General features: G+C 53.3%; 17 protein-coding genes and 1 pseudogene. 13 read left to right on the top strand and 5 right to left on the bottom strand.

All coding sequences use genetic code 11. The features are described 5' to 3' along the window. Positions 1–15: 15 nt before the first annotated feature. Positions 16–519, bottom strand: a complete 504-nt coding sequence (tpx, locus tag DXU84_RS08115; RefSeq protein ID WP_013575374.1) for a thiol peroxidase — start codon at positions 517–519, stop codon at positions 16–18. A gap of 136 nt (positions 520–655) precedes the next feature. Here tpx and ycjG point away from each other — a divergent pair, with 136 nt between their 5' ends. Together ycjG and DXU84_RS08125 are read left to right on the top strand one after the other, a co-directional pair. Further along, on the top strand, positions 656–1,633 hold the full coding sequence (gene ycjG, locus DXU84_RS08120; protein ID WP_013575375.1) for an L-Ala-D/L-Glu epimerase: 978 nt from the start codon (positions 656–658) through the stop codon (positions 1,631–1,633). Positions 1,634–1,778: 145 nt separating this feature from the next. Continuing rightward, a complete protein-coding gene (locus DXU84_RS08125; RefSeq protein ID WP_013575376.1) occupies positions 1,779–3,413 on the top strand; it encodes an ABC transporter substrate-binding protein in 1,635 nt (544 codons plus the stop codon). 64 nt (positions 3,414–3,477) lie between these two features. Here DXU84_RS08125 and DXU84_RS08130 read toward each other — a convergent pair whose 3' ends face one another. Next, positions 3,478–4,680 (bottom strand): MFS transporter, encoded by a 1,203-nt coding sequence (locus tag DXU84_RS08130; protein WP_153375380.1) that lies wholly within the window; start codon positions 4,678–4,680, stop codon positions 3,478–3,480. Between the two features lie 113 nt (positions 4,681–4,793). Between DXU84_RS08130 and DXU84_RS08135 the strand changes: the two genes are divergently transcribed. The 3 genes from DXU84_RS08135 (at position 4,794) to DXU84_RS08145 (ending at position 7,753) form a co-directional block, all read left to right on the top strand. Continuing rightward, entirely contained in the window at positions 4,794–5,729 is a 936-nt protein-coding gene (locus DXU84_RS08135) for a LysR family transcriptional regulator (protein ID WP_013575378.1), read from the top strand. A gap of 79 nt (positions 5,730–5,808) precedes the next feature. Next, the gene (gene zntB, locus DXU84_RS08140) at positions 5,809–6,792 is read left to right on the top strand and encodes a zinc transporter ZntB (RefSeq protein WP_013575379.1); all 984 of its coding nucleotides are present in this window, start codon (positions 5,809–5,811) and stop codon (positions 6,790–6,792) included. A gap of 283 nt (positions 6,793–7,075) precedes the next feature. Further along, on the top strand, positions 7,076–7,753 hold the full coding sequence (locus DXU84_RS08145; RefSeq protein WP_370461752.1) for a hypothetical protein: 678 nt from the start codon (positions 7,076–7,078) through the stop codon (positions 7,751–7,753). A gap of 59 nt (positions 7,754–7,812) precedes the next feature. Here DXU84_RS08145 and ttcA read toward each other — a convergent pair whose 3' ends face one another. Then, on the bottom strand, positions 7,813–8,748 hold the full coding sequence (gene ttcA, locus DXU84_RS08150; RefSeq protein WP_112152468.1) for a tRNA 2-thiocytidine(32) synthetase TtcA: 936 nt from the start codon (positions 8,746–8,748) through the stop codon (positions 7,813–7,815). A gap of 103 nt (positions 8,749–8,851) precedes the next feature. Then, positions 8,852–8,983: pseudogene (locus tag DXU84_RS25095) on the bottom strand (site-specific integrase); the annotation flags it as partial. 306 nt (positions 8,984–9,289) lie between these two features. Here DXU84_RS25095 and DXU84_RS08155 point away from each other — a divergent pair. Together DXU84_RS08155 and DXU84_RS08160 are read left to right on the top strand one after the other, a co-directional pair. Then, a complete protein-coding gene (locus DXU84_RS08155; protein ID WP_015689902.1) occupies positions 9,290–9,523 on the top strand; it encodes a YgdI/YgdR family lipoprotein in 234 nt (77 codons plus the stop codon). 32 nt (positions 9,524–9,555) lie between these two features. Then, a complete protein-coding gene (locus DXU84_RS08160; RefSeq protein ID WP_013575383.1) occupies positions 9,556–9,798 on the top strand; it encodes a YgdI/YgdR family lipoprotein in 243 nt (80 codons plus the stop codon). 116 nt (positions 9,799–9,914) lie between these two features. Here DXU84_RS08160 and DXU84_RS08165 read toward each other — a convergent pair whose 3' ends face one another. Further along, positions 9,915–11,714 (bottom strand): transporter, encoded by a 1,800-nt coding sequence (locus DXU84_RS08165; RefSeq protein ID WP_112152469.1) that lies wholly within the window; start codon positions 11,712–11,714, stop codon positions 9,915–9,917. Between the two features lie 257 nt (positions 11,715–11,971). Between DXU84_RS08165 and DXU84_RS08170 the strand changes: the two genes are divergently transcribed. The 6 genes from DXU84_RS08170 to DXU84_RS08195 all read left to right on the top strand — a co-directional run bounded on the left by DXU84_RS08170 (position 11,972) and on the right by DXU84_RS08195 (position 19,568). After that, positions 11,972–13,315, top strand: coding sequence for an alginate lyase family protein (locus DXU84_RS08170; RefSeq protein WP_153375382.1), 1,344 nt, complete (start codon positions 11,972–11,974; stop codon positions 13,313–13,315). Further along, on the top strand, positions 13,312–15,450 hold the full coding sequence (locus DXU84_RS08175) for a heparinase II/III family protein (protein ID WP_153375384.1): 2,139 nt from the start codon (positions 13,312–13,314) through the stop codon (positions 15,448–15,450). The genes DXU84_RS08170 and DXU84_RS08175 overlap by 4 nt, the downstream gene beginning before the upstream one ends. A gap of 10 nt (positions 15,451–15,460) precedes the next feature. Then, the gene (locus DXU84_RS08180) at positions 15,461–16,237 is read left to right on the top strand and encodes an SDR family NAD(P)-dependent oxidoreductase (RefSeq protein WP_013575387.1); all 777 of its coding nucleotides are present in this window, start codon (positions 15,461–15,463) and stop codon (positions 16,235–16,237) included. Between the two features lie 94 nt (positions 16,238–16,331). Beyond that, positions 16,332–17,042, top strand: coding sequence for a FadR/GntR family transcriptional regulator (locus DXU84_RS08185; RefSeq protein ID WP_013575388.1), 711 nt, complete (start codon positions 16,332–16,334; stop codon positions 17,040–17,042). 252 nt (positions 17,043–17,294) lie between these two features. Further along, on the top strand, positions 17,295–18,161 hold the full coding sequence (locus DXU84_RS08190) for a helix-turn-helix domain-containing protein (protein ID WP_112152472.1): 867 nt from the start codon (positions 17,295–17,297) through the stop codon (positions 18,159–18,161). A 108-nt stretch (positions 18,162–18,269) separates the two neighbouring features. Continuing rightward, entirely contained in the window at positions 18,270–19,568 is a 1,299-nt protein-coding gene (locus DXU84_RS08195) for an MFS transporter (RefSeq protein ID WP_037033933.1), read from the top strand. Positions 19,569–19,582: the final 14 nt, after the last annotated feature.

A 19,582-nucleotide genomic window follows, 5' to 3' on the forward strand; every position in this document is an offset into this window, starting at 1 on the left:
TCTGCTAAGAAGTGATTATTTCAGCACAGCCAGCGCAGATTCATAGTCAGGCTCAGTGGTGATTTCATTCACCAGCTCGCTGTACAACACGTTATCCTGACCATCCAGCACCACAACCGCACGGGCAGTCAGACCGGACAATGCGCCATCGGTAATGCCCACGCCGTATTCGGATTTGAAATCACCGCCACGCAGGGTGGACAGGGTAATCACGTTGGACAGGCCTTCCGCGCCGCAGAAACGGGACTGTGCGAAGGGCAGATCAGCAGAAATGCACAGCACCACAGTGTTGTCGATGTCAGCCGCCAGTTGGTTGAATTTGCGGACGGACGTGGCGCAAACGCCGGTATCGATGCTTGGGAAAATGTTCAGGACTTTACGTTTGCCCGCGAAGCTGCTCAGGCTGACATCAGAAAGATCTTTAGCGACCAGGGTGAAAGGCTTAGCAACATCGCCTTTCTGAGGGATTTTGCCTGCAACGCTAACCGGGTTGCTTTGAAAGTGTACTGTCTGGGTCATGATTATTTCCTATTTCCATTTGAGTCAAACGGCTTTCAGTTTAGGGGAACAATGCTATGTTGGATATAGATTATTTGTTAATAAGTTGTATGTATTGATTGTATCCCGCAGGGCGCATTTCACTATTGGAGACGCTATGAGAAGTGTTCGCTTTTATCCTGAAGCCTGGCCGTTACATACGCCGTTTGTGATCTCCCGTGGCAGCCGCACTGAAGCGCGGGTGGTGGTGGTCGAAATAGAAGAAAGCGGCATTCGCGGCGTCGGGGAATGCACGCCGTATCCGCGTTATGACGAGAGCGAAACCTCGGTAATGGCACAAATCGCCAGCGTCGTTACCGCTATAGAACAGGGTGCCAGCCGCGAAAAACTGCAACAGATACTTCCGGCAGGCGCCGCCCGCAATGCGCTGGACTGTGCGCTGTGGAACCTTGAATCCCAGACCAGTGGCCTGAATTTATGGCAACTGACCGGCACTGAACCGCTGCCTTCCATCAGCATGGCGCAGACGGTGAGTATCGGTTCGCCGGAAGCGATGGCGGAAGCGGCGCTGGCCTTGCAGCAAAAGGGGGCGACTCTGCTGAAAATCAAACTTGATGACCGCCTGATTGCCGAACGGCTGGTGGCGGTGCGTGCCGCCGTGCCGAACGCCTCGCTGATTATCGATGCTAATGAAGCCTGGCAAAGTGACGGACTGGCGGCTCGCTGTCAGTTGCTGGCTGACCTCGGCATTCTGATGCTTGAACAGCCGCTGCCTGCCGGTGAGGATTCGGTACTGGAAAACTTTATCCACCCGCTGCCGATTTGCGCTGACGAAAGCTGTCATACGGTTGAAGGCTTACCGGCGCTGAAAAACCGCTATGACATGGTGAACATTAAACTGGATAAAACCGGTGGACTCACCGGTGCACTGGTGCTGGCAGAAGCCGCGCGTGAACAGGGTTTTGAGATTATGCTCGGCTGCATGTTGTGCACGTCACGGGCGGTTCGCGCAGCATTACCGCTGACGGCTGGGGCTAAGTTTATTGACCTTGATGGCCCGACCTGGCTGGCTCAGGACGTCGAACCGGCCATGAAATTTCACTGCGGTGGCATTGACGTTGCCGGTTCGGACTGACTTCGCCCGGCTTTTTATTCACCAAACCCGGCGGTTTTGTGCGCGAAGGCAAATCTGTAATGATTTCTTATAGGGAATTATTACCGGTAATGATAAAACTCGTGAATGTTTCAGGGCGTAGCCCTTTGTCAGTTCAGGAGAATTTATGCTGCAGGGAAATCCATTTCCGCTTTTATCGTATTCCGTATGCGCTGTGCTGGCGGCGCTGACTGCCAGTCAGGCTATCGCCGCTCAGGTTCCTGCCGGTTCCCAGCTCGCGACAAAACAGGAAATTGTCCGTCACATTAAAGACGAACCCGCCTCACTGGATCCGGCAAAAGTTGTCGGCCTGCCGGAAGCGCAGGTGGCGCGTGATTTATTCGAAGGGCTGGTGAATCAGGACGCCACCGGGAAAAATATTCCGGGCGTGGCGGAAAGCTGGCAAAACCAGAACAATCAGGTATTCCTGTTCACTTTACGCAAAGACGCCAAATGGTCGAACGGCGATCCGGTGACCGCACAGGATTTTGTCTATAGCTGGCAGCGTCTGGTGGATCCGAAAGGGTCATCATCCGGCGCGTGGTTTGCCGGGCTGGCCGGCATTGCTAATGCGGATGCGATTATCGCCGGGAAAATGCCGGTGGATAAACTGGGTGTGACCGCCGTCAGCCCGACGCTTTTACGCGTTACTCTGGATAAACCGGTGCCTTATTTCGTCAGTCTGCTGGCGAATTTCAGCCTGTTCCCGGTGCATAAAGCCACTGTTGAAAAATACGGTGATGAATGGACCAAACCGGGCAATCTGGTGGGTAACGGCGCGTATGTGCTGAAAGACCGCGTGGTCAATGAAAAGCTGGTGCTGGAACCGAACCCGTATTACTGGGATCATGCCCGCACGGTGCTGACGAAAGTCACCTTCGTGCCGATCAACAAAGAATCCAACGCCACGAAACGTTATCTGGCCAATGATATCGACATCACCGAGTCCTTCCCGAAAGACCAGTACAAAAAATTGCTGCACGATTTGCCGGGGCAGGTTTACACACCGTATCAGCTCGGCACTTATTATTACGCCTTCAATACCCGCCGTGCGCCGACCGACGACGTCCGTGTGCGTCAGGCGCTTTCACTGAGTATTGACCGTAAAATTATTGCTGAAAAAGTGCTGGGCACGGGCGAAAAACCGGCGTGGCGCTTTACGCCGGATGTGACCAACGGCTTTAAACCGGCTGAAAGTGAGCTGCAGCAATATTCACAGGAAGAACTGAACGCACAGGCGAAAAGTCTGCTGGCGGCGGCCGGTTACGGCCCGTCAAAACCGCTGCATCTGACGCTGCTGTACAACACCTCGGAAAGCCATCAGAAGATTGCCATCGCAGTGGCATCGATGTGGAAAAAGACGCTGGGTGCCGATGTGAAACTGGTGAATCAGGAATGGAAAACGTACATCGACAGCCGCAACACCGGTAATTTCGATGTGATCCGCGCGTCCTGGGTCGGCGATTACAACGAAGCCTCGACGTTTCTGTCGCTGCTGACGTCCACACATAACGGCAACATCAGCAAATTCAGCAATGCGGAATACGATAAAGTCATCAGTGACGCCAGCCGTGAAACCAGCGAAGCGCGCCGCAATAATGACTACAACAAAGCCGAGCAGATTATTACCGGACAGGCCCCCATTGCGCCGATTTATCAGTACACCAACGGCCGTCTGATCAAACCCTGGGTGAAAGGCTATCCGATTAATAACCCGGAAGATGTGGCTTACAGTCAGGAAATGTACATCCTCAGGCATTGATATTTCTGACGTAAAAAAGCGCCCGCAGTGAATAGCTGCGGGCGCTTTTCTTTTATCTCATCTTTCAGCTTTTATGGCTGAACAGACGTAGCAAGAGTGCCGCACCGGCCGCAATCGTTGCCAGCGCCACCACACCCGTCCAGCCACCGGTTGCCAGCGCTTTACTGCCCAGCGCCGCACCGGCTGACATGCCGATAAACACCACGGTGAACAGCAGGGCATTCAGACGACCACGGGCTGCCGGTTCAAGGCCATACACCAGCGTCTGATGTGCCACCAGCGTGGCCTGAATACCTAAGTCAAAACCGATGGCGCTCAGCACAATCAGCGCCAGCTGAGCGTGCGGTGACAACAGCGGTAACAGGAACATCGCCGCAAAAGAAATCATCACCAGTGCAGAACCCATTTGCGTGACCCGCGCCGGGCCTTTCTTATCGGCTAACGCCCCGGCCAGCGGCGCAGCTAATGCCCCTGCTGCACCCGCCAGACCAAATGCCCCGGCCACCGCGCTGCCCAGATGGAACTGTTCGTTAAGCATAATCGCCAGCGTTGACCAGAAGGCACTGAACGCGACGGACAGCAAACCCTGAGCCAGTGCGGCATGACGCAGTGTTTTATAGTTTTTCCACAAGCCAAACATCGAGTGCAGCAGACCGGCATAACTGATACGCGTATCCGGTTTGAAACGCGGCAATACCCGCCAGAGCGCAACGCCAATCAGCGCGACGCTCAGCGCCGCCAGCTGATACATCACCCGCCAGCCAAAATACTCGGCCACAAAACCACTGAGTACGCGGGAAAGCAAAATCCCGACCAGAAGACCGGTCATCACTGTGCCGACCGTTTTCCCCCGTTGTGCGGCTGGCGCCAGATGCGCCGAGGCGGGCACGATATCCTGCGCCATGGTGGCACCGATACCGGTGATCAGGCTGGCGACCAGCAAACCGTGAATGCCTGGCACAAAACCACACAGCAACAACGCAGCGGCCAGTAAAATGCTTTTCAGCAGAATAATGGTGCGGCGGTCATGGCGGTCACCCAGCGGAATGAGAAACAGAATTCCCAATGCGTAACCGGCCTGTGTGAGCGTCGGAATCAGACCGACGGACGTGGTGCTGGCTTGCAGATTACCGCCCATAATGCCGAGCATCGGCTGGCTGTAGTAAATCGAGGCGACGCTTAACCCCGCACCGGCGGCCAGTGTAAAAATGATTTTGCCCGACAGGGCGGATCCCTCAACATGGGATGTGCTGGTAAGTTCTGACATAACGTGACCCCTGAATAATAAGTTTGTAGCCGTAAGTGCGTGGAATGCATTCTTCACCCGAATGGTTATAAGTGGTAGCCTGCGGAAAGGTAAAACTGTTATACGTGAGGCGTATGAATACACCCGTCACCAGCGGTATTGACCGTATCGACCTGATGCAAACTTTTGTGCGTATTGTGGAAAGCGGCAGTTTGTCTGCGGCTGCGGCGCAACTGAGCACCAGCCAGCCGACCGTCAGTCGCCGTTTGCAGTCACTCGAGCGCCTGCTGGGCGCGAAACTTATCCTGCGCACCACCCACGCGATGAAGCTCACCGACGACGGCCAGCGGTGTTATGAGCAGGCAAAATTATTACTCGAACGCTGGGTCTCGCTGGAAGATCAACTAAGCGGGGCGGGTGATGAACCGGTGGGGACCCTGCGGGTGCGTGCGCCGCATGCGTTCGGACAGGACCAGCTGATCGCGCCGCTGACCCGTTATTTACAGCGATACCCGAATCTTTCCGTCGACTGGATGCTGAATGACCGCACGCCGGACTTCATTTCTGAAGATATTGACTGCGCCATTCAGGTGGGGAATGTTGCCGATCCGTCGATGGTGGCCATTTTGCTGGCCGAGGTGCCACGTATTGTGGTGGCGACGCCGGAACTGCTGCGGCAGCATCCGGTTACCCGGGTCAGCGAACTGGCAAAATTACCCTGGATTTCTTTCAGCACGTATTACCGCAACGAATTTACGCTAAAACATGACAATGACGGCAGAATGGAAAGTTGCAACATTGCGCCGCGTATGGCGACTGACAGTTTATACGCCATGCGTAAGGCCGCGTTGTCGGGATTAGGGGCGGGCATTGTGTCTGCGTGGATCGTCAAAGAAGACATCGCCGAAGGACGTTTACAGCGCGTATTACCCGGCTGGAACGCCTTGCCGCTGCCGGTTTATCTGGTCTATCCGTATTCCAGTTATTATCCGGCGCGCCTGCGCAAATTCCTCGAAATGATGCGCGGCGTGATGCCTGAACTGGCCGAAATGCAGACACCCGGCGGGTAGAAACACTCGGTTATGTCGCGAAACTGAGAGACTTAGCGCTAAACTTAAAACAGATAACGAAGAAAAAGCGAGGAATGTCGTGGAAGTCATCAAGGGAAAAGAACTACAGGTTTCAGATGCCGTTTATGCTTTCCAGATGGACGGACAGGGCGGCGTGAACGATATCAGTCCGCTATGTGTCGCCAGTGAAGATAAACCCTGCTGGTTGCATCTTGATTACACGCTTCCTGCCAGCGAACAGTGGATCAACAGCACGCCGGTGTTACCGGATACCGTGCGCGAGGCACTGGCCGGGGACAGCGTCCGCCCGAAAGTTATGCGCGTAGGCGAGGGCACGCTGATCACCTTGCGCAGTATCAATCTTAATGCGGATGCGCGGCCCGATCAGCTGGTCACCATCCGCGTCTACCTCACCGATAAAATGATTGTCTCCACGCGGCACCGGAAAGTGTTTTCCATGGAAGAGATGATCGGGGATATGAAGCAAGGCAGCGGGCCGCGGAATACCGGGCGCTGGCTGGTGGAAATTTGCGATGCGCTGACCGATCACACCAGTAATTTCATTGAAGATCTGCACGATAAAATTATCGATATTGAGGATGATTTGATGGAGCAGCAGGTGCCGGAGCGGGGTGCGATGGCGTTGCTGCGCAAACAGCTTATCGTTTTACGTCGCTATATGGCGCCGCAGCGCGATGTGTTCTCCCGCCTTGCCAGTGAACGCCTGCCGTGGATGAATGACGATGACCGCCGTCTGATGCAGGAAATTTCCGATCGGCTGGGGCGCGGACTGGATGATCTGGATGCCAGCATTGCGCGTACTGCCGTACTCTCGGATGAAATCAGCTCACTGTTGGCCGATTCACTGAACCGCCGCACTTACACCATGTCGCTGCTGGCGATGGTCTTCCTGCCTGCGACGTTCCTGACCGGTCTGTTTGGTGTCAATCTGGGCGGTATTCCCGGCAATACCTCGCCGTTTGGTTTCGGGATTTTCTGTGCCTGTCTGCTGGCGCTGGGCGGTGGTGTCGCACTGTGGATGAAAAAAAGCCGGTGGCTGTAGAGCATTAACTGGCTGAAAAAAAGCCAAAAAAAAGCCGGTCATAAGACCGGCGTCGTTCGAATTAAATTGTGCTATGCATTAATTCTAAAAATTTGGAAATAAGACAATATGGAGCACAACGCCCATCGCTTGACGTTGCATTCACCTGCGGAATAGATACTGCACCGATTCAGCCATTCTAATGTTGATTTCGCTCAATCTTTTTTAAGGTTTCTCCCCTGCGGAAGGCCTGTACAGGCATTTTTGCTTGCCTGCCTTATTTTCGACATAACAGGAGATTGCTGTGCATACACGGGAAATGATTCATCAGGCGTATGAAAATACGACCACTAAAACATCCGGCATCTGGAAAAACCACCGCGACTCGGGCGAAATCCGCACTGAGCCTTTTTATCACCCGACGCGGCTTGCCATCACCAGCGGTCATCGCGCAGGCCCCCGGATGGCGGGGTTACTGGCAGACTTAGCCACCGCTGCGCAGGGAGATCCGCTGGCCGATGTGGCGCGGGTTACCGGCATGCATTTCACTTTTTTCGCCATCACGCAGGCGCTGTATGACCGCCCTGAAGACGCGGAAGGCCTCGCGGATCTGATCAGCATCTTCGAACAGTATTGCCATGGCCATGTTATGCAGATCAGCGATTTGCGGCTGGTGGCTTTACCGGATCAGCTTCTGCTGGCGGGGTTTCCGGACGCGGAAAGTTTGCGGGTGAGACAGGCGCTGGTTGAGCATCTGCTGAATACGCCGTGGGCAGCCAGGATCAGAGAGCGATTCCCCAACACGGAAATCCCGCAAGTCTTCTGGCACAGCACCTTGCTGCGTTACAGCGCGCAATATCTGCCTGAATCGCTGCGTGTCTGGTTCCATGAAAACCGGCAGAAAGACTTTGGCTCGCTGAGTTTGCCGGTGAACCTTGTCATGACTAATTACAACTGGACGGAGACGTTCACACTAGCCTGATAAACAAAAAGCCCGCATTGCGCGGGCTATAAGATGCACAGTGAACGCTGCGCGGGAGATTATTTAATTTCCAGCACGTTCAGACGCTCAACCGGCACCGCCGCTTCATCTTCATCCGGCTGCCAGCCAACAGGCTGCATCGGAATATCTTCACGGTCAAACGCCAGATCTCCACCGTCGACTACGGCATCGCCATGACGGATCCCTTTAAAATCGAACAGATTCATGTCATTGAGATGCGAAGGCACCACATTTTGCATCGCGCTGAACATGGTCTCAATGCGGCCAGGATATTTTTTATCCCAGTCTTTCAGCATGTCGCCGATAACCTGACGTTGCAGGTTTGGCTGCGAGCCGCACAGGTTACAAGGGATAATCGGGTATTCGCGCGCAATCGCAAAACGTTCGATATCTTTCTCGCGGCAGTATGCCAGCGGACGGATCACGATGTGTTTACCGTCGTCGCTCATCAGTTTTGGTGGCATTCCTTTCAGCTTGCCGCCGTAGAACATGTTGAGGAACAAGGTTTGCAGAATGTCATCGCGGTGATGGCCGAGGGCAATCTTGGTACAACCCAGTTCCGTCGCGGTGCGGTACAAAATCCCGCGGCGCAGACGTGAACACAGGGAACAGGTCGTTTTGCCTTCCGGGATTTTATCTTTGACGATGGAATAGGTGTCTTCGGTGACAATCTTATATTCCACACCCAGCGCGTCTAAATACTCAGGCAGGATGTGTGCCGGAAACCCCGGCTGTTTCTGGTCAAGATTGACCGCCACCAGTGAAAAATTCACCGGCGCGCTTTGTTGCAGGTTGCGCAAAATTTCGAGCATGGTGTAGCTGTCTTTTCCGCCGGAAAGACAAACCATAATGCGATCACCTTCTTCGATCATACCGAAGTCAGCAATTGCTTTCCCAACGTCACGGCGCAGGCGCTTTTGTAGCTTGTTGAGGTTGTACTGATCTTTTTTATTAACTAATTGATTATCTGACATTTTTTGATGTTCGATTCGTCTGGTGGCGCAGCAGGGAAAACCTGCAACGCGAGTTTCTTGTTCAGCATACCGGTCGGGTCGCTTTCATGCTCCAACTGCCGATGATAAAAGGCGGGTTTGTTCCCGCAGTCAGCATCCGGCATGCGTTCGTGTGGCGCGTATGATACGGATTACGCCGTGAAATGTCAGCGCGTTTTATAGCAGCATTCCGGCATGCTCCGCTTGGGGAAAGGGAGTTGCAGGTCTGGAATAAGAGGCGACCCTTATTTTCGGTGTCATAACGACAAATAGACTTTCAGATGTTCATGAGTATTTTCGGTCATCTCCGGCCAATAATCGGCAAATTTTTCAGGCAACAGTTTAGGTTATTTTACCTGTCCGCAGAGGGGAAGCGGGGTTGTTTAAGGGATTTTGTGCCTTGAATGACACACCTGTGATGAAGGTACGGGGCAAATACAGATGTTTCTCAATGAACAAGCTGAAATGCTAACTATGCTTACTAAACGCATTGTTAAATCAGAATCACTTTCAGGAGAGAAGTATGAACAGGAAAAACCTTATTGCCGCGTCACTTGCCGCTGTATCCATTCTTTTTGTCGCAGGTTGCGCGTCTAATCAGGCGATTAAAACTACGGACGGGAAAACCATCGTCACAGACGGTAAACCTCAGGTAGATGACGATACCGGTCTGGTGTCTTATAAAAATGCCGAGACGGGTAAAACCGAGCAGATCAATCGCGACCAGGTTAAAAATATGAGTGAACTGGATAACTGATTTATCCGGAAATTCTGACAAAGGAGAGAATGATGAACAGGAATTTATTGCCTCAAAAAATGCTTTTGCCTTTAGCCGCTATCCTGTGTGTCGCAGCGCTGTCTGGCTGTACCCGCACGAGTTATGCGATTCAGACCAATGATGCGCGAACCATCATCAGCGACGGTAAACCGAAAGAAGCAGATTCCGGTCTGCTGGAATATACCGACGCCAATGGTGTGAAACAGCAAATCAGCAAAACTGAAGTGAAACAGGTAACAGAACTTCCGAAGTAAATCCGGTGCGTAATCTTTTTTTGTCTGATATTAAAACCCGCTGCTAAAGCGGGTTTTTTATGAACGGATTACCGCAAACCGTTGCCCAAATCTCTGCATTGGTTTTCTCATTGCCCCTATCTTTGCGACGTCACCACATTGCGTTTTAATGCTTTTTTGGCCAGTGCGGCTTTCATGCCTTTTTCTGCGCTGCGGTGCAATATCCAGCCGAACAGCAGAACTGACAGGGCGCACAGCAGGAACAGGAGCCGTCCCCACAACGGATTCGGCACCAGCACCATCAGCAGCAACCCCGCGCCCATGTACATCGAAATACGGCCGATTTTATCGCGCTGCAGGCGGTCGAACTCATCTTGTTCATGGTCGGCATAGACGGGTGTCTCCATGTCAGAAAAGAACTGCTGGCGCTGAGTTTCCCGCACCGTATCGGACTCGCGATAGAACAGGGTGGTCAGACAGAAGAACCCGCCGGTAAACACCAGGTGCGCAAAGATATTCCACATGATCGCCACATCCAGCAGTTCACGTGCCGTCAGGGTGATCCCCAGCAGACGGGCGACATCCGGCGCGGTGAACAGGTTCGCCACCACATAAGACACACATAATCCGAATAATACGGTGACCCATGCCGCCCAGTCCGGCGTTTTACGGATAAACACACCGAGGAACAGCGGCACCACAATCGGTGCCTGCATCAGCGTGCCGACTTTCATCATCAGGTCGAACAGGCTGACTGTCTGCATGGTGTGCATGTATTGCGCCACCAGAATGACCAGTACGCCATTCACCACGCAGGCAATCTGGCCGACGCGCAACTGATATTTGTCGCTGCGTTCACTGTCGCGGTTAATGACCGGCGTCCAGAAGCTGCGTACAAAAATCCCGGAATTACGGTTCAGTGCGCAATCCATAGAAGACATGGTGGCGGCGAACAGTCCGGCCATCAGCAGGCCGACGGTGCCCACCGGCATGGCGCGTTCTGCAAAAATCAGATACACCGCATCGGTCGCGTTTTTGCCCAGTTCCGGATGCGCGGTTGCCGCGTCAGGATAAAGGATCGCCACCGCCCACGGCGGAATGAACCAGATAATCGTACCGACCAGCATCAGCACTAACGCGAACAATGCCGCCTTTTTGGCATTGAAACTGTCTTTGGCATTCAGGAAGCGGTAGGAATCCTGCAGATTGTTGATGCTCTGCACATTCTTGATAAAGAAGAACAGGAAACAGGCCACCAGCAGGGAAATATAATGCGGGCCAACGTCAGGGCCGGTAATGAAGCCGGAAGGAAACTCCGTCACCAGTTTCACCGGGCCGCCGACTTTAAATAACGCCACCACTGCGCAGGCAATGGAAATAATCGCCACCACCAGCGTCTGCACAAAATCACTGGCGACCACGCCCCACGCCCCACTCAGCAGCGAAATCACCAGCACCACGATGCCCGTCACCCACAGCGTCAGAGTGATGTCGTGCCGGAATACCGCGCTGGCAAACACCGCCAGGCTGTTCAGCCATACGCCGGCGCTGAGAATGCTCAGCGGAATGATCATCCAGGTGAAAAACTGTTCGTTACCTTTGCCGAAGCGATGGTTGATTGCCTCGGTTGCGGTATCAACACGCAACTGGCGGAAGCGGGCGGCAAACCACCACCAGGCGATCAGATAGCCGAACACGTTACCGGCAAACACGCTGACGACATTGAAACCGTAGCGGTAAGCCTGACCGGCCGCACCGGTAAATGTCCAGGCGCTGAACTGGATCATAAAGGCGGTCGCGCCGACCATCCACCAGAGCATTCGCCCGCCGCCGCGGAAATAGTGGCTCGAGGAGCCGGACGCCATTTTTTTGAAGGCATAACTGATGGCAATCATTAAGACGAAGTAACCGATCATGACCAGAACGTTGATATCCATTGTCGTTACTCTCTTGTTTGTAGGGTGAGATGTTTTTTGGTTATGTATTGAGCAAGCGTAGAAGAGGGAATTGAAATTAAAAGTCGGACAAATAAGAAATGCTTAGTTTGTTATCAAATTGTGATTCTGGTCACTTGTTTGGCCGAATATCGGCTTTTAAGTCAATTCTGGCTGGCGAAAATGAAGGTTCATTGCTTTATTAGTATGACTAAAGCGTGAAATCTCAACGGGGAAATGGCGCGGAGCCGGGAGAATACATGACGTTAATGCTGTGCAGTAATGGAAAAGGAGTGACGGCCAGCCTGGTGCTGTTGCTGACGCTGATGACGGGTTCTGCCGGAGCACTGGCTGCGGAACCGGCATTTTTGAATACGGCGCAAATGTCTGTTGTCCGCCAGCAACTGCACGATCACCGTGCGGCACCGCAAACGGCGGAGGCGTATCAGCACTTGCTGGCCGCGGCGGATTCCGCCCTGAACAAGCCTGAGCTGAGCGTGACCGACAAAGGCATGACGCCGCCGGGAGGCTCGAAGCATGATTATCTCAGCCTGAGTGCGTACTGGTGGCCGGACGACAGCACACCCGACGGGCTGCCGTGGGTGCGCAAGGACGGTCATGTGAATCCCGCCAGTAAAAACGACCAGAGTGATGGCGTGCGGCTGGCCGATTTTACCGCACGGGTGCAGAACCTGACGCTGGCGTGGTATTTCTCCGGCGAACAGAAATACGCCGATAAAGCCGCCAGCCTGCTGCGCACCTGGTTTATCAACCCGGAAACGCGCATGAACCCGAATCTGAATTATGCGCAGGGCGTGCCGGGCATTTCGCCGGGACGTAACGCCGGTGTGCTGGATGGCCGCTATTTCTCCACCCGAATTGTCGATTCGTTAGTGCTGTTGCGCGGAAATCCGGCCTGGACAGATAACGACGAACAGCAAATGCGGGCGTGGATGCAGGATTATCTGCAGTGGTTGCAGGGCAGTAAAATCGCGAAAAAAGAAGGACGAACGGAGAACAATCACGGTAACTGGTATGTGACACAAGTCTCCGGTATTGCCTGGTATCTGGGCGATAAAGCGCTGACTGGCGACATGGCGAAGCTGATGAAAAGCAAGCTGGATGTGCAACTCAAACCCGATGGCACGCAGCTTGCCGAGCTGGCGCGCACGCGTTCGTTTCATTACAGCTACTTCAATTTGCAGGCAATCAGCATGATGGCGGTGCTGGCGCAGAAAAACGGCATTGACCTCTGGCATTACAAAACGTCACAAGGCGGCAGCGTGCTGACCTCGCTGGATTTCATGGCGCGCTTTACCGATCCGTCAGTGCCCTGGCCATACAAGTCACTCGATCAGATCCGTGTGCGTCCGGTGCCGTTGCTGTCCTGGGCGGATAACGCTACGGGTGAAAACCGTTACGAACAATACATCCGCAGCGCGAAATTCACCTTGCCGCCAGCGGTGAAACCGGCTTCCGGCGGATACCACGAAGACCTGACCCGTGGCGCGGTGATGGAGGCTGAACGCGAAACCTGGCTGCTGTCATTGCCATCGTTTGCGGCAGGATATGTCGCGCCACAGCCTCAGGAGATGCATAAATGAATCACTGGCAGCCGTTGCAGATAAGCGCGGGCGAAGCGGATGAACTGCGCGGACAGATTAATGCAGATTCTCCTTTGGGTGCGGCGCTGCGTGCGCAAATCACCACGCTGGAAAACATGCTCGTGCAGCCGCTGACGATTCCCGGTCACGGCGAGGCCGGTGGCCCTGAGCATACGCAGCACAAGCAAAACTATCTGGGAATCAATCTGGCGGGGCGTTTAGCGCTGATCACCGGTGAGCCACGTTATGGCGATTACGCGCTGGCGCTGCTGACCGGTTACGCCGACATTTATCCCTCGCTGGGCAGCGCGACCAGCAAAGACAGCAATGCGCCCGGTCGTTTGTTCCATCAGACCCTGAATGAAAATATGTTCTGGCTGTACGCCGTCGAAGGCTACCACTGTGTGATGCCATCGCTTAGCGCGGCTCAGCGGGAACATATCGAAACTAACCTGTTTCAGGTGATGGCAGATGATGCGCTGAACCGGCATAGCCGTGATTTCGATATCGTGCATAACCACGGTATCTGGTCGGTGGCCGCAGCGGCGATCAGCGGTTATGTGCTGGGCGATGCATCGCTGGTAGAAAAAGCCTTATATGGCCTGAAAGGCGACAGTGAAAGTGGTGGATTCTTTGCCCAGCTCAGCCAGCTTTTTTCGCCGGACGGTTATTATATCGAAGGGCCGTATTACCACCGCTTTGCGTTGCGCCCGTTGTTACTGCTGGCGGAGGCCATTGAACGGCGTCAGCCGGATTTACAGATTTATCAGTTCCGTGAGCAGATTATCCGTAAAACCTGTGAAGCCCTGATGCAGACCGCATTCCCCGACGGCGTCTGGCCTGCGCTGAATGATTCCTCTAAAACCATCAATATCCGTGATGACGGCGCGGTGATCGCCGCCAGCGTCTGCTATTCCCGCTATGGCCACAATCCGCAGTGGATTGCTGTCGCACAACAACAGCAAACGGTGTGGGTGAGTGCGGCCGCGCTGAAACTCTCTGCTGCCCTGAAAAAAGCCCCGGCAACGCCCGTGGACTGGGGCAGCGCAGAACTGCGCGATGGTCCGCAAGGCACGCAGGGCGGCATCGGGATTTTACGCAGTGACGCAGAAAATCAGGACATGGCGCTGATGTGGTACGGCCAGCACGGCAGCATTCCCCGCCTGCATTCGGCGCTCAATCACGGCCACTTTGACGGCCTGCATCTTAGCCTGTTCAGCGGCGGACGCGAGTTCCTGCGTGATTACGGCTTTGGCCGCTGGGTCAACGTCGAGCCTAAATTCGGTGGCCGCTATATTCCTGAAAACAATAGTTACTGCAAGCAGACCGTCGCGCACAACACCGTGGTGGTTGACGGGCAAAGCCAGAATGGCGGCAACAGCCTTGAAGCCGAAACACGCTGGGGCGAACCGCATTTCTTCGTCACGGGTAATCCGGCCTGTCAGGGGATGAGTGCGCGGCTTAATGATTATTATCCGGGGGTGAACCAGCAACGAACGGTGCTGATGCTGAGCCTGCCGGAACTGTCTTCGCCGCTGATCGTCGATGTGTTCCGGCTTACCAGCCATGAGCCGCATCAGTACGATTATTGCCTGCATCATCTCGGTCAGTTTGTCCGCACTGATGCCGCTCTTGATGCTGCCAGCCAGCTGACGCCACTCGGCGAAGATCACGGCTATCAGCATTTATGGGATTGCGCGAGGTCTGATATTGCGGCGGGAGATTCGGCCTTATTCAGCTGGCTTGACGGCGACAGTTACCGCACCCTGGTCAGCGCCTTTCCCGACGGTGGCGAACTGATTGTCGCCCGCACCGGGGCCAGCGATCCGAATTTTAACCTGCGTAATGAACCCGCTTTACTGCTGCGAACCCGGGGGACAAACGCCATTTTCGCCAGCGTGTTTGAAACCCACGGCTATTTTGATGAAGCCAGCGAAACGTCCCTTGACGCGCGCGGCAAGGTTGAACGCGTCAGCGTGGTCAGCCATGACGACGTGCAAACCGAACTGAATATTTACTTTGCCGCCAACCGGACACTGAACGTCCGCATCAGCAACCGCACCGCACCGGCTGCGGAAGATGCGTTCAGCGTGGCGTGGCAATCCGTTTCACCTCTGAACATCCCTGAATCATAAAGGAGTCACTATGTTTAACGATTTGAAAGGTCAGCGTGTTTTGATCACCGGTTCAACCAAAGGTATCGGGCTGGCGGCGGCGCAGGCATTTGCCGCAGCGGGCGCAAAAGTCGGGATTAACGGCCATCGTCATGATGCCAGCCTGGACAAACTGGCGGCTGATATCGCTAAGAACGGCGGCGAAGTGGCCTATTTTGGTGCGGATGTGACGAAGTCGGCCGAGTGCGAAGCGCTGGTGGCGAGTTTTGTCGAACGCTTTGGTGGCATTGATGTGCTGATTAATAACGCGGGCGGCCTGGGCGGACGTCAGGGGCTGGAAAGCATTGACGATGATTTTTATGACCATGTGATGGATCTCAATGCCCGTTCGGCGCTGATGGTCACAAAATTTGCTATTCCGCATCTGCGTCACGCGGCGAAACAAAGCGGCAAAACCACATCGGTGATCAGCACCGGTTCGATTGCCGGACGCGAAGGCGGCGGGCCGGGTGCCAGTCTCTACGCCGCTTCAAAGGCCTGGCTGCACAATGTGCACCGCAACTGGGTGAAAGAATTCACCCGGGACAATATCCGCTTTAACGTGATCGCGCCCGGCACCATCGACACCGTTTTTCACGCGGATAAGAGCGCAGAAGTGCGCGAAAAAATCGCCGGCTCCATCGCCATGGGTCGTTTCGGCACCGCTGAAGAACTGGCGCCGTCTTACCTGTTTTTCGCCTCGCACGCCTGCAGTGGTTACATCACCGGCCAGATTCTGGATGTGAATGGCGGCCAGATGGCGCCGTAGCGCACAGTTCGGGTGTTTCAGTGTGGCGGGGGCATGCAGCGCGCCGCCACCTGAACTATGATGTCGGCAATCTGCACAGGAAAAAGGGAAGAGCATGACGATGCAGTTTGAAACCGCCGCAGGCATGACCCGTGGCCTGAATACCCATATCGCCCGCGACATCGCCCGCAAAATTCTTTCGGGCGAACTGGCGTCAGGCGCGATACTGCCGAGTGAAATCGAGCTGGGCGAACAGTTTGGCGTCAGCCGTACTGCGTTGCGTGAAGCGCTGAAACTGCTGACCTCCAAGGGATTACTGGAGTCGCGGCCAAAAATCGGCACCCGCGTGAAAGAGCGTCCGCAATGGAACATGCTGGATCCGCAGTTGCTGGAGTGGATGCAGGGCATGGAAGCGACGGAAGATATTTACCACCAGTTTCTGGAATTTCGCAAAGCGATTGAACCGCACGCCACCGCGCTGGCGGCGGTGAACGCCAGTAAAGAGCAACGCATTGAACTCTCAAGAATTTATCGCCAGATGTGTCACGTAGCCGAAAACTTCGATGCACAACATTGGGTCGATATCGATACGCAGTTCCACCGGATGATTTTCATTTCCTCCGGAAACTGTTTTTACGTGCCGTTCGGCAACGTGCTGACCACCATTTTCAAATGGTTCTTTGAGTATTCCTCAAAAGAAGGGGGCATGTGCCTCAGTGAACATAAACGTATTTACGAAGCGATTATGGCCGGTGACGAAGGTGCGGCATTTTCTGCCTCGCTGAGTCTGATGAAAGGGCATAAGCACCGGTTGCATCAGACATAACATTCAGCAAAACCGTTTCATGCCGTTCCTCCCGATGCGCAGATCTCTCTGCGCATTTTTTATGTCTGATGATCCTCAAATGAGCTCACTGATACAAAAATGAAACAAACGTCACGGGCGGTTACGCCCCAGTGCCAGTGGGTTATATAGACTTGTCATAATTATTACGGTCTAATCATTTTATCAGGACATAACATTTTATGGCGCAGAGTGATTAACGATATTTATTTTAGTTATTAACCCGGTGAATATATGAAAATACTCAAGGTCAGTGATTTCTTTCTCTCGGAACATCATGCTTTCAGTTTATTCGATATGAATCGCCAGTCGATGGAAGATGTACACGGGCATGAGTTTGATGAGCTGGTTATTGTCCGCAACGGCAGCGGGTTTCATATAATCAACGACCAGGCGGAATTTATTCATAAAGGCGATTTTTTCATCGTCAGCGCTCATGATGTCCATTGTTATGAATCCACCAATAAGCTGTCAATTACTAATATTTTGCTCCATAAAGAGCGCCCGTTTTATTTTCTCAATAATATTGGACAACTGACTGCGGGGATCAAAGATTATACTGCCTCGATAAAAAAGCGGCGTGCAGGATTAACGGACGAGGAACTGACGAAAGTTATTGAGCTGACCGATAAAATCACCCGACAAAGTGATGCCTGTTACGACAACGCCTACTTTGCCACAGCAGAGTCTTATTTATTTTCGATGATGGTCATCCTGTACCAGTGTGCGACCCGCAAGGAATGCCGGGCCAGCCCGACAGATTCCGGCAAGCGACATCTGCTGAATTATTTACGCGAGAATTACACATGCAGCATCAACTGGGATTATTTATGTGAAGAAAGTGGTGTGGCAAAAAGAACGATGTTCAGATTTATAAAAGAGATGACAGGATTTACACCTGAAAAATTTCAGCAGCGTTACCGTCTGTTAAAAACACAGGAATTATTGCGTACCTCAGATTTAACTGTCGGGAAAATAGCCACCGTGTGCGGTTTTTCCACCCCATCACGTCTGACGGAAGCCTATAAAAAAGAGTTTCACAGAACACCCTCTCAGGAGCGAATGAGAGTCAGTAACAGTGTGATTAAAACACGCTATTAAAAACAAAATTCAATAATAAGAATTAATAATATAAAACCATAACAACACTAAGAATTAAGGATAGCTCACGGACTTTTTTATTCACCATTACCTCTGAAGGACATTATTATGTCAACCACTAAACAACCTAATCCCTGGTACGTCGGGGTGGTTTCCGGCATGGCGTCATATATTGATTCAGCCGCGATTGTTTCAAACGGAACGGCCCTGGTTATTTATCAGAAAACGATAGGGACAACATCAGCTCAGATAGGCATACTTTCTGGCATATTAACCCTGAGTATTGCACTGGGTGCATTTCTGGGCGGCAGACTGGGGGATTGTTATGGCCGACGCAAAGTGTTTATTGTCACCATGGCAATGATCATTATCGGTACGCTGCTGCTGGCATTCGGCAATACCTTTCCGGTGCTGCTGACTGGCACATTGTTGGTCGGGTTAGCTACCGGTGCAGACTTACCGGTATCACTGGCGACCATTGCTGAAGCGGCGACGGATAAAAATCGCGGGAAAATTATCGGATTGTCGAATCTGCTGTGGTTTTTGGGGATTGGCACCACGATGGCAATTTCTGCCATGGTGGGCGACTGGGGAAGGCCCGGTGCGCAGATTATGTATCTGCATGTCTGCGTGGTGGCCGTCGTTCTGCTGGCGTTGCGCTGTACGATCCCGGAGTCGCCTTTATGGCTGATTGCCCGAAACGAACGGCGTGCAGGCATTGTCACGGTGCGTGCGCAGAAAGCGTCGTTTAAAGATCTTATCCACGGGAAATATCTGTGGCCGTTTATTGCGTTGTGTCTGTTCTATACTTTTACCAATCTTGCAGCGAATACCGGCGGTCAGTTTGGGACTTATATTGCAGTTAACGTAGTGGGTATTTCCGTCGGGCAACACTCGCTGTGGAACCTGCTGACCATGCCGGTCGGGGTATTTGCCGGGATCATGTTTATGCGCTTTGTCGATACACCGAAACGTATCCCCGCGTTTATTATGGGGGCATTTTGTTTTGCGGGAGGATTCTTCCTGCCGGTAGTATTTAACTTTTCACCCGTATCCTGGTTCTGTTGTTTATTCTTTACCGCGATAGGCAGCGGTCTGGCCTTCGAAGGGATAATGAAAGTCTGGTCGCAGGAATCCTTCCCGACCATGCTCCGGTCTACAGCACAAGGTATTATTGTCGCTATTTCCCGGTTGTTATGCGGTGTGCTGGCATTCATTACGCCACTGCTGCTTGATGCCGGTCCGCTGGTATTGTATTTCATCTTATCCTCTACGGTGGCTTCCGGTTTATTGATCGGCTGGATCTGTTTCCACGGCAAGCAAAGGAATGAATTTAACAGCGAAGCCGGTACGGTTATTAAAGAACCGGCAACACAATATCCGGCATCCGCTATAAAGCAAATCTAGTTGTTTAGTTTACC

Origin of the sequence: Rahnella sp. RcJ3 (genome assembly GCF_009498575.1) — a bacterium.
Lineage (GTDB): Bacteria > Pseudomonadota > Gammaproteobacteria > Enterobacterales > Enterobacteriaceae > Rahnella > Rahnella aceris.